Raw genomic sequence first — 10,223 nt, 5'->3', positions numbered from 1 at the left:
ATGGGATGGACAACTGGATAACTTGTGTTAGCAATATTGGGACTTCATTCATCGTAGACGGAAGACATCTAAAGTCTATCAACCAAGGTTACAACAAACGAGTGGCAACCTTGATGTCTGGAAAAGACAACGGATTCTGGTCTAAAAGACTGGAACGGCTGACCGAAAACAGAAATAGAACAATGCGGGATGCGGTTAATAAAGCTGCTCGTAAGGTCATCAATCATTGTGTATCGTCCAAGATTAGTACAGTCATATTTGGATGGAACAAAAATCAGAAAAATTCGATCAACCTAGGTACAAAGACGAATCAAAAATTTGTTCAAATTCCCACGGGTAGGTTAAAAGATCGAATTGCTCAACTGTGCGAACAGTATGGAATCAAATTTGTAGAAACTGAAGAATCCTATACATCAAAAACTTCGTTTATTGATGGTGACGAACTGCCTAAATTCGGTGCAAAACCCGAAGGGTGGAAAGCTTCTGGAACAAGAATTAAACGTGGATTATATCGGACGGCGAAGGGGTGGCTAATTAATGCAGATTGCAATGGCTGTGCAAACATTGGTCGCAAAGTAGCAACAATACTTGGACTCGATCTAAGTGGAGTTGGTAGGGGTGATTTGTCAGCACCTGTAAGACTTAAATTATGGTCTTATGAATCCCCGTCCCTTTAGGGCTGGGGAGTTGTCAAAATTACTTATTCCTTCGGTCAACTGCCAACTGCCAACTGCCAACTATCAACTGTCAACTGCCAACTGCCAACTGCCAACTGCCAACTGTCAACTATTAACTGTCAACTGTCATCAAGAGTTTTAAGAGCCATTTCGAGTTCAGCCGTCAACAATTTTGCTTCTTTTTTGCCACTACCACCATTAACATAATCTGCCACCAAAATCGGAGCGCCGATCGCAATTTTCACCTGAGAACCCCATCGAGGAATACGCGGGCGGTAACGAATACTCATCGGTACAATCTTCACCCCCAAACCCGGTTTGCTCAACTCCGCTTGCATGGCTAAACGAGCCAATCCAGCCTTGGGAGGGTGAACTTCGCCATCCTGAAAAATCCCACCTTCAGGAAAAATCACCAACATTTGCTTATCGAGAAGCAACTCCACACCGTAACGAAGACTGCTAACTGCTGGATGCTTGATATCGACAGCAAAGCCTCCCAAATGTCTGATGAACCAACCTTGCATTCCTTTGACTTCATCAGCAGTTACCATAAACCGCAAATCGCGTCCAGTCACCTTCTGTCCCGTTGAATAGGGCATCATCAGGGCATCCCACCGGGAGCGATGCGTCGGGGCTAAGATGACAGGCCCATCTTTCGGCAAGTGTTCCTGTCCGGTTATCTCAATCTTGCCAAAATAAAACGGTAGGACAATATGGTGACCTAGCGGATAGAACAAGGAGGTTAACCAAGGAGAAACGCGAGAGGTATTAGATGCTACCTTGGCAGGCATTGGCTTCACTAGATATGATTTACTGGACTCAATGGCGATCGCGGCAGTATGGCGCATGGCAATTACCCTGCTTTATCGATATATAGAGTCTAAAGATATGTTGCTTGGCAAATCTTTAGTCTTTCGATGGGGACACTTTTGCTATTGGCATTTTGCCGATCGCCCGATCGTCCCCAACACAGATAATCTGTAACTGATAAAACCTTAGCTAACCAGACAGCAGAAAAGCAGATTCGTCAACCACCTGGAAAGATCGGGCAATTACTCATCTATTATTTCAGCTAATTAGCCAAGTTCGATTAAACATTCAGTCTTAGATGCACTTCGACCCAATAAACCGGGTTTTTGACCGCATCTGCGGGCTGCAACGAGGTATTTTCCTCCATCAAACCCGGTTTTTGACCACCAGTGCGATCGCAAACCAACATTGTCGAAAAGTATCAGTCCAAACTTTTACCTGTCAAATTTTCCGGCGGGCTTCAAACCAAGACAGCAACTGCGATCGACAAACAGACTCCATAATACCGCCTAGCACCTCCAATCGGTGACACGAAGGCGCGCTATCTGGAATATTAGCCACCGTCCGAATTGTGCCAGTTTTCGGGTCATCTGCACCATATACCAGTAGACCGATCCGAGCTTGGACGATCGCACCAGCGCACATCGGGCAAGGCTCCAGCGTCACGTAGAGCGTGCATTGGTTGAGATGCCAATCTTGCAAAACCTTGCCCGCCGCCCGCAGCGCCAATACTTCAGCATGAGCAGTCGGATCGCAGTCTCGCTCTCGCCGATTTTGCGCTTCGGCAATCAATTTGCCAGCACCGTCAACAATGGCAGCACCTACGGGCACTTCACCCGCATCACCCGCTGCTTGTGCCAGTTCCACAGCCCTAGTCATCCAGCGTTGGTGAATAGCATAATTAGAATCACTAATAGACAACGGCTCTGTTGGCAAATTCACGGTATACCTAAGTAACTGAAAACATTTAATATAGTCTTACTTATCCACTTGCTGTGGAGAGAATTAAGTGCGATCGCTAAGAAAACAAATTTTTTAGGGAATTTATGGCATACTTGCCTAGCTAAAAACACTTAAGATCGATAAATAAAGTTACACCACAATCCCATCGAGAGTAATTTTGAATTATGGACACCACCCTGATTAGCACTGAAGTTGTTGAGCTGTTGTCCCGGATTAGCCGCCAAAAGCTCCGCGAACAAGATATCACTCCTTTGGTAGTGTTTGTGACTGCTCTGATTGCCATCCTGCGGGGAGTGATGATTATTGACAGGACGATCGCAGTTGAAGAAGAAGAACGGCTGCAAAAGACGCTAAAAGCCTTTGCTGCTGGCGATCCCCATCGGATAGAACTAATTCAGCGCCTTGTCAAAGGAGTCTCCAAACAGCAGGTTTACTTCAACCCTACGGAACTGCTAACCCTGACAGCTTTCTTTTCAGAATCAGAAAAACTGTTGCTGATCGGTTCCGGCTACGAAATGTCAGCGGTAGACGGACACATCGACCTGCGGGAGCAAATGTACCTACAGTCGATCGCAAACCGGCTCGGCCTCGACCCCAGACACATAGCAGTCGTAGACACTTTGTTTACCAAAGAAGGAGAACTCGACTCAGAAGCTTTTGTCGAAGTTCAAGCTTTACTCGCACCAAGCGAATTCTCCTCCCGCGATCCAGTATTTGCCAAAGCAGCAAAGCACCTGCTGAGTCTTTTGCAGCGTCAGTAATCCACCGCATTTAAATTGTTTCGCTGTAAAAGAGTGAGACACGAGGAAAAAAATTTGACGCTTTTTCAATTAATTCGCGGACGCACGAGTGGTCAGAAACCGGGTTTTTTCAGGAAAATACAGAGGTTACAGCCCGCCAGAACGGTAAAAACCCGGTTTATTTTGCCGGAAATGCGTCCGAATCCGTCTAAAATCTAAAAGCGAATTATCGCTGTCTGAATAGCTCCAACTCGGTCTCAAATTTAAACTTGATTGATATGCAAATTGAATGGCAAACCGCCAAAACCTACGAAGATATTCTCTATCACAAAAGCGGTGGCACCGCCAAAATTACCATCAATCGACCTCACAAACGGAACGCTTTCCGCCCCAAAACCGTGCAGGAATTGTGCGATGCCTTTACTGATGCCCGCGAAGACACAAAAATCGGCGTTGTCCTCTTTACCGGTGCGGGGCCTCATACTGACGGCAAATACGCTTTTTGTGCTGGCGGCGACCAAAGTGTGCGAGGTTCTGCGGGATATGTAGACGAAGGTGGTATACCCCGGTTGAACGTGCTCGACTTGCAGAAGTTGATTCGATCGATGCCCAAAGTTGTGATTGCTTTAGTTGCAGGATATGCGATCGGTGGCGGTCACGTTTTACACTTAATTTGCGACTTAACGATCGCAGCAGACAATGCCATTTTCGGACAAACCGGCCCAAAAGTAGGCAGTTTCGACGGTGGATTCGGAGCCAGCTATCTCGCCAGAGTAGTCGGCCAGAAAAAAGCCAGAGAAATTTGGTTTTTGTGTCGCCAGTACAGCGCACAGCAAGCTCTAGAAATGGGTTTAGTCAACTGCGTAGTGCCCGTGGAACAACTCGAACAAGAAGGGATGCAGTGGGCTGGTGAAATTCTGGAAAAAAGTCCGATCGCAATTCGCTGTTTGAAATCCGCTTTTAATGCCGACTGCGACGGTCAAGCCGGCCTGCAAGAACTGGCTGGAAATGCCACTTTGCTGTACTATATGACCCAGGAAGGCGCCGAAGGCAAACAAGCCTTTTTGGAGAAACGGGAACCGGATTTTAGTGAATATCCTTGGTTGCCGTAGCTCGATCGAGAAATGAGTTTTTGGGATTCCCTAATTCAAGTTACAGATGCTATTGATTGCTGTGAGTTGAATGAGCGGAATTTGCCCGATCGACTAAAATCGTCAGTAGAGTAGAGTTTTCCTGCTGCGGACGAACTATACCGAAACTGCTACTGTAGATTTTTAGGTTAACGCCCGGCCTGTCAACTGGCAGGCATTACGCTCAGAAACAGTGACGGCGGTCTCATGCAGAGTAACAATCGGTTCTTGCCACAGTCCAATTTCTGTGATGTTTTCCCAAGATGGCCCAAAAGGCGAAACCGCTAAAGAACAAGATTTCCACTGGCTTTGCACCGGCACGCTCAGCAGAGTACAAACACCCCCGCGTCTCCCTTCAGGAGTGTAGTGGCGGCAGTGACGGCAAGCTGAAGTTAATGGGGTTTTCATAAAAGTTCTTGGGTAAATCAGTTTCACCTCTAATTGTCGTGTGTGGAGCTAGCAGGTTTTAGAGCATCCTAGCCTTTATGCAGTCTGGGTTGTAGCGATCCCCAAAGCATAATCAAATTTTATAATTTATTTATAATTTCGTTATATGTAGACACAATTCGCTCAGTCCTTACTCATTTTGTAGGTAAAAATACAGTAAAAAGTTGATAAAGTTGTCAGGGATCAATAAAAACGACAAATATCGAACGACGATGAGATGTTATGAATAAAATGTTGCTACAGATGCAAAAATCTGGTTAGAGTCTGGATAAGCAGCTTCCGGGACAAAGCAACAATTAAGTTTTAAAATAAAAATGAAAAGATCGCAAATGGCGATCGACAGCAGGCTCAAGAGCAGCAGTTGCCTTGACGCCAAAAACAGCTAATTCTCAAATAGGCAAGTTTTAAAGCTTATTATTGATCTCTACATAGGACTTACGCACTTACCCAAATGTTCAAATATACAACAGCAAAAAAAGTATACTAAAATACATTCTCCCAGATTGTTTGAGAAATTTTGAGAAAAAGCTTTAGTTGATGCTGCTTTCTGCATCGCGCAGATCAAGCAGTCTTGTTATGCACACCAAAGAAAATTTGTACAGTGCGTAAGTCCTATCTACAATCAAAAGATTAAAATCAATTCACAGGCGGTAGGAATTTTGCTAATGAGTAAGCGTTCTTCGGTGGAATCCCCAAATCATCAATCCTCATCAACCCCAATCAAGCCTGCTTTGCAAGCAGTCCTGGGGTGTATGGATGTAAACCTAGAAGCAGAACTGACAACGTACAGAAGGCACAGGCGGCGCGCCGAACAGTGGGTGTCGCCATCAGTTCGCAGCGGCAAGCAAACAGGCACAACCGAGCAACAGCAGGCCCAAAACCTGCCGCCGCAGGCTGCGGAGGAAACCCAGCAGCCGCTGTCCCTGCCCCTATCTCTTGCCGGCATCCAGGGCGATGCCCCGCTAGCTACTACTAGGGGAGGCACAAAATTATCTAGCAGTGGCTTGGCACCGAACAACTATCTCGAATCCAGCGAAAAATTGATCGAAAGTTTGGATGAACAAAAAGCCGAGCCCGCAGAAGAACGGAGTTTAGCCGCCAGTCTGTTAACACCCTTGGGACTGAGTTCGATGCTGCTGTTTCTGCTGTCCTGCACAGCTTTGGGTTACGCAGTTATGCACCCGTCAAGTCTGGCTAAAATGGCAGGCCTGAATCGTTTGCTCGATCGCACAACCCCCTCTGGCAACGAAAGTCCGCCAGCTACAACCATAGATAGCAGCAGCAAGGAACTGCCAAAAGCTCCAAATCTGGCATCCAAAGAATTTGTCGAGCTAGATTTGAGCACTCTCAGCAATGTCAAGCCGACAGCCAGCCCGATTGCTTCCCCATCGCCAAAAGCATCAATCCCGCCCAATCCAGCAGCACCTCCTGCCCCCATCGGCGCTGTCCCGATTCCTACAGAAGACGGCAACCCGGCCAGAGGTAGGGAACAAGGACTCAACAATCTGAGTAGCGCTTTGCTTCCCAGTCCCAGCCCCAGCGCCGCCCAGCCTGTCCCTACTCTGCCGACACTGCCTCCAACACCCTCCCCAGCCCAGCCTGCCACCGCATCCCCGGCGACAGCAGCCCCGGCAGCAGCAGCCCCGGCCGCAACAGCCCCGCTAGGAAATCCGACACGGGCTGCCGACGGTTTCTATTACGTTGTCACCGATTACACCAATGAAAAATCGCTGCAACAAGCCAAAACCGCAGTTCCTGATGCCTACGTGCGGAACTTCTCAAAGGGTGTCAAAATTCAAATGGGGGCTTTGAACGATGCTGCCTCAGCAGAACGTTTGGCAAAGGAACTCCAAGCAAAAGGGGTGAAGCCGCAATACTATCAACCATAAACTAGGTAAAGGGTGAAAAAAATTCACTAAATTGTTAGACAAAGCTAGACAATGATCAATGTTTTGTCTAACACAAAATTGGTTTTTAAATTGTCAATTTCCAGTCCTAAATCTAAAATTTAAGAAAATCGGGAGATAGGTAAAATGGGATTATTCGATCGCCTGTGGCGAGTGATTCGAGCCAATATTAACAGTTTGATCGGGGCGGCCGAAGATCCAGAAAAAATTCTGGAACAAGCTGTAATGGATATGCAGGAAGATTTAATCCAGCTCAGACAGGCTGTAGCAGGGGCGATTGCCGCTCAAAAACGCACCGAACGCCAGTGTTCGCAAGCTGAGTCCACAGCCACAGAATGGTATCAGCGGGCGCAGCTAGCTTTGCAAAAAGGTGAGGACAATTTGGCGCGGGAAGCTCTGACGCGCAAGAAATCTTATCAAGAAACGGCAACGGCGATGAAAGCTAGTCTCGGACAGCAGAATGCTGTTGTGACTCAGCTTAAAGACAATATGCGATCGCTCGAAAGTAAAATTTCTGAGGCAAAATCTAAAAAAGATATGTATATTGCCAGGGCTCGATCGGCAAAAGCCTCGGAAAGGCTGCAAGAAATGATGGGAAATCTCAGTACCGGCAGCGCTTTGAGCGCTTTTGAAAAAATGGAAGAGAAAGTCATGCAGCTAGAAGCTCGCTCCGAAGCCATCGCCGAACTCGGAACCAGTGATTTAGAAAAGCAGTTTCTCTCTCTCGAAGGTGCTGGCGATGTCGATGCCGAGTTGCAGGCGATGAAAGCACAAATGCTTCCGGGCAATAATACACCCAAATTGCCGTCGGGCGAGCCGCCCGCATCCTGAACCTGAACCAGCAGCACAATAGTTGGGAAGGCAAAAAATTTTTAACAGCGGAGCTAGAGATACTTCACAAGCGTGTTGGGGAATTCCCGGATCGAAGTTAAACTCAATAGATAGGTGCATCAATCAGCTTGCCTGCACCACTGACTCGATCGCTTTAAACTGTATTTATATGTTTGCAAAATTGCCAAAGGCTCGATCGCACTAAAAATCTGACCAACTGAGTCTCACCATCGCGGGCTAACGCTATCAAGCCTGCTTTCCGCCTACTTCGTACACCTCACCAGGAAAAATAGCATTATGGGATTATTTGACCGCATTAGCCGAGTCGTCAGAGCCAATCTTAACGATATGGTCAACAAAGCTGAAGACCCGGAAAAGATTTTAGAACAGTCCGTTACGGATATGCAGGAAGACTTGGTGCAGTTGCGTCAAGCCGTTGCCAGCGCGATCGCCGCTCAAAAGCGCACCCAGACTCAGTACAATCAAGCTGAATCCCAGTCTAACCAGTGGCAACAGCGCGCTCAACTCGCCCTGCAAAAAGGAGACGAGACTTTGGCCCGCGAAGCTCTGGTACGCAAAAAGTCTCACGCTGAAACGGCTGCTACTCTGAAATCCAGTCTAGAACAGCAATCGGGTCAGGTGGAAAGCCTCAAGCGCAACTTGATTGGTTTGGAGAGCAAGATTTCCGAAGCTAAGACGAAGAAGGATATGCTCAAGGCGAGAATTTCCGCTGCGAAGGCTCAGGAACAGCTCAACAACACCATTGGCTCCCTAAATACTGGCAGTTCAATGGCAGCTTTCGATCGCATGGAAGAAAAAGTTTTGCAGATAGAAGCTCGCGCGGGAGCTTCAGCAGAACTGGCGGCTGGCGGCAGCGATTTAGAAGCAGCTTTCCGCTCGCTCGAAGCCGGTGGCGATGTTGACGACGAGTTAGCTCAGATGAAAGCTCAACTGACTGGAGGTTCTGTGTCTCAAGGTCAATTGCCGGCGGCGGGTAAAACTGCGGCTGCTCCTAGTACCTCGGAGGCGAGTCCGGTGATTGATGCTGAGTTGGAAGAATTGCGATCGCAGCTCAATAAAATGTAGTAATTTCTATCAAAATTCACCTATTTCTCAGATGATAGCTTTGATAGAATGCTCCGCCTACCTATAGCGCTAGCTTGGGGAAGTCGGAGCTTTTTTCAGCCAAAATCTAGCCATACATAAATTTTGCATTCTGTCAAGTATCTTTATGTTGAATTAAGTATTTAATTCTTTAAAAAAGTGATAAAGTGACTTTATTGTTTGCCATTACGCGGGCTTGGCTACTCGTAGCAGTATAAATAACGGTAGTGCTTTTATGTAAAGGATGCAGGATAAGAGCTCTGTGCCAGTCTTTTGAGGAGTCTCATCATGAGATTCCCTACCGAGTGTCTATCGCCAATGCGCCAAGATTTATACGGATCATTGGGAAGCCTATGCTGCGGTTGTACGCCCGTAAACGGCATAAGTCGGTCGATAAGGAAAGTGGATTAACCAGTTACATTGAAAGATTGAATAATACGCTCAGACAGCGAATTTCGCGATTAGTCAGGAAAACGTTATCGTTTTCTAAGAAGTTGGATAATCACAAGGGTGCTATTTGGAACTTCATTCATGACTACAATCACCAAATCAGATTAGCAATGCTGAAGGCTCAACCGCCTCAATTTTCTCCATTCTTTACATAAAAGCACTACTGTATTGCCCAGTAAACGTCATCGTAGATAAAAATAGTGGTTGAGCTATATCGATCGCTTCAATTGCACCATTCGACGAATATCTAGGTTGGTGAGAAAGAGCTGATCCTTCTCTAAGAAATTGGAAAATCATATTGCTGATTTTTGGCGTTTGGTGCATCATTATAATGCTAGTTTACAACTCAGGGCGAACGCATCTAAATTTTATGTTAGCAGAACCTGGTATATTGGAGAATGATTATTGAGTGCCTACCAAATATTTAATCAAAGTTCGTTCTTATGAAGCTCAAACCTAAAATCACCATTGCCGACCATTTTGCCGACTTAGAAGACCCAAGAATTGAGCGAACAAAACGCCATCAATTAATTGATATTATTACCATCTCAATTTGTGCCGTGATTTGTGGTGCTGACACATGGGTGGATATCGAAAGTTACGGTCACTCTAAATACGAATGGTTAAATAAATTTTTAGAATTGCCGAATGGCATACCGTCACATGACACAATTGCGCGAGTATTTTCTCGCCTCAAGCCGGAACAGTTTCAGAAATGTTTTTTGAACTGGATTCAATCTATTAGTTGCCTCAATCCAGGAGAAGTGATCGCAGTTGATGGCAAAACTCTTCGCCATTCTTACGATCGGGGAGGAGACAAAAAAGCCATTCATATGGTAAGTGCTTGGGCAACCAGTCAAAGATTAGTTTTAGGGCAAGTTAAAGTCGATAAAAAATCTAATGAAATTACGGTAATTCCGGCTTTATTAAAAGTATTAGAATTAAATGGAAGCATTGTCACCATTGATGCGATGGGCTGTCAGAGGTCAATTGTAAAGTTAATTGTTGAACAGGGGGGAGACTACGTAATCACCTTAAAAAAGAACCAGCCATCCCTATATGCCAGAGTAGAGGAGTTGTTTAAACAAGCAATTAGCCAAGGATTTTCTGGCTTTACACATACGGTTTATTCGCCCAAACAAGAAAACAATCACGGTCGCTCAG

At 46.2% G+C, this 10,223-nt stretch carries 11 protein-coding genes and 1 pseudogene; 9 read left to right on the top strand and 3 right to left on the bottom strand.

Translation table 11 applies throughout. The features are described 5' to 3' along the window. On the top strand, positions 1 to 677 hold a 677-nt coding region (locus K4039_RS25840; protein WP_265239367.1), incomplete at its 5' end, for a transposase. A gap of 119 nt (positions 678 to 796) precedes the next feature. Here K4039_RS25840 and K4039_RS25835 read toward each other — a convergent pair. Further along, positions 797 to 1,525 carry a 1-acyl-sn-glycerol-3-phosphate acyltransferase gene (locus K4039_RS25835; RefSeq protein WP_265239366.1) on the bottom strand — a complete coding sequence of 243 codons (729 nt, stop codon included), beginning with the start codon at positions 1,523 to 1,525 and terminating at the stop codon, positions 797 to 799. On the opposite strand from K4039_RS25835, the gene K4039_RS25830 reads away from it, so the two are divergent. Beyond that, on the top strand, positions 1,524 to 1,661 hold the full coding sequence (locus K4039_RS25830) for a hypothetical protein (RefSeq protein WP_265239365.1): 138 nt from the start codon (positions 1,524 to 1,526) through the stop codon (positions 1,659 to 1,661). The two genes, K4039_RS25835 and K4039_RS25830, sit on opposite strands and share 2 nt — an antisense overlap. A 267-nt stretch (positions 1,662 to 1,928) precedes the next feature. Here K4039_RS25830 and K4039_RS25825 read toward each other — a convergent pair whose 3' ends face one another. Then, positions 1,929 to 2,366, bottom strand: coding sequence for a nucleoside deaminase (locus tag K4039_RS25825; protein ID WP_265239369.1), 438 nt, complete (start codon positions 2,364 to 2,366; stop codon positions 1,929 to 1,931). Positions 2,367 to 2,614: 248 nt separating this feature from the next. Here K4039_RS25825 and K4039_RS25820 point away from each other — a divergent pair, with 248 nt between their 5' ends. Both K4039_RS25820 and menB read left to right on the top strand, forming a co-directional pair. Next, positions 2,615 to 3,211 carry a TerB family tellurite resistance protein gene (locus K4039_RS25820; protein WP_265239364.1) on the top strand — a complete coding sequence of 199 codons (597 nt, stop codon included), beginning with the start codon at positions 2,615 to 2,617 and terminating at the stop codon, positions 3,209 to 3,211. A gap of 257 nt (positions 3,212 to 3,468) precedes the next feature. Continuing rightward, on the top strand, positions 3,469 to 4,302 hold the full coding sequence (gene menB, locus K4039_RS25815; protein ID WP_265239368.1) for a 1,4-dihydroxy-2-naphthoyl-CoA synthase: 834 nt from the start codon (positions 3,469 to 3,471) through the stop codon (positions 4,300 to 4,302). A gap of 162 nt (positions 4,303 to 4,464) precedes the next feature. Here the strand turns inward: menB and K4039_RS25810 are convergent, their stop codons facing one another. Continuing rightward, positions 4,465 to 4,728, bottom strand: a complete 264-nt coding sequence (locus tag K4039_RS25810) for a hypothetical protein (RefSeq protein ID WP_265239363.1) — start codon at positions 4,726 to 4,728, stop codon at positions 4,465 to 4,467. Positions 4,729 to 5,432: 704 nt separating this feature from the next. On the opposite strand from K4039_RS25810, the gene K4039_RS25805 reads away from it, so the two are divergent. The 5 genes and pseudogenes from K4039_RS25805 to K4039_RS25780 all read left to right on the top strand — a co-directional run. Then, complete coding sequence (locus K4039_RS25805; RefSeq protein WP_265239361.1) at positions 5,433 to 6,656, top strand: SPOR domain-containing protein; 1,224 nt, start codon at positions 5,433 to 5,435, stop codon at positions 6,654 to 6,656. 144 nt (positions 6,657 to 6,800) lie between these two features. Next, positions 6,801 to 7,505 carry a PspA/IM30 family protein gene (locus tag K4039_RS25800; RefSeq protein WP_265239360.1) on the top strand — a complete coding sequence of 235 codons (705 nt, stop codon included), beginning with the start codon at positions 6,801 to 6,803 and terminating at the stop codon, positions 7,503 to 7,505. 297 nt (positions 7,506 to 7,802) lie between these two features. After that, the gene (locus K4039_RS25795) at positions 7,803 to 8,591 is read left to right on the top strand and encodes a PspA/IM30 family protein (protein WP_265239359.1); all 789 of its coding nucleotides are present in this window, start codon (positions 7,803 to 7,805) and stop codon (positions 8,589 to 8,591) included. A gap of 313 nt (positions 8,592 to 8,904) precedes the next feature. Next, positions 8,905 to 9,214, top strand: a pseudogene (locus K4039_RS25790) (IS1 family transposase); the annotation flags it as partial. A gap of 288 nt (positions 9,215 to 9,502) precedes the next feature. After that, positions 9,503 to 10,223, top strand: a 721-nt coding sequence (locus tag K4039_RS25780) for an ISAs1 family transposase (RefSeq protein WP_265239358.1), incomplete at its 3' end; no start/stop codon positions are given.

The organism is Lyngbya sp. CCAP 1446/10, from assembly GCF_026130175.1.
In the GTDB taxonomy this organism is placed as follows: Bacteria; Cyanobacteriota; Cyanobacteriia; order Cyanobacteriales; family Microcoleaceae; genus Microcoleus.
The sequence above is the reverse complement of the archived record's forward strand: the minus strand, read 5'-3'. Positions and strand labels throughout refer to the sequence as shown.

Coding starts and splice junctions, on each gene's coding strand:
- K4039_RS25795 (WP_265239359.1), top strand. CDS start 7,803: ATGGGATTATTTGACCGCATTAGCCGAGTCGTCAGAGCCAATCTTAAC.
- K4039_RS25835 (WP_265239366.1), bottom strand. CDS start 1,525: ATGCGCCATACTGCCGCGATCGCCATTGAGTCCAGTAAATCATATCTA.
- K4039_RS25825 (WP_265239369.1), bottom strand. CDS start 2,366: ATGACTAGGGCTGTGGAACTGGCACAAGCAGCGGGTGATGCGGGTGAA.
- menB (WP_265239368.1), top strand. CDS start 3,469: ATGCAAATTGAATGGCAAACCGCCAAAACCTACGAAGATATTCTCTAT.
- K4039_RS25810 (WP_265239363.1), bottom strand. CDS start 4,728: ATGAAAACCCCATTAACTTCAGCTTGCCGTCACTGCCGCCACTACACT.
- K4039_RS25805 (WP_265239361.1), top strand. CDS start 5,433: ATGAGTAAGCGTTCTTCGGTGGAATCCCCAAATCATCAATCCTCATCA.
- K4039_RS25830 (WP_265239365.1), top strand. CDS start 1,524: ATGGCAATTACCCTGCTTTATCGATATATAGAGTCTAAAGATATGTTG.
- K4039_RS25820 (WP_265239364.1), top strand. CDS start 2,615: ATGGACACCACCCTGATTAGCACTGAAGTTGTTGAGCTGTTGTCCCGG.
- K4039_RS25800 (WP_265239360.1), top strand. CDS start 6,801: ATGGGATTATTCGATCGCCTGTGGCGAGTGATTCGAGCCAATATTAAC.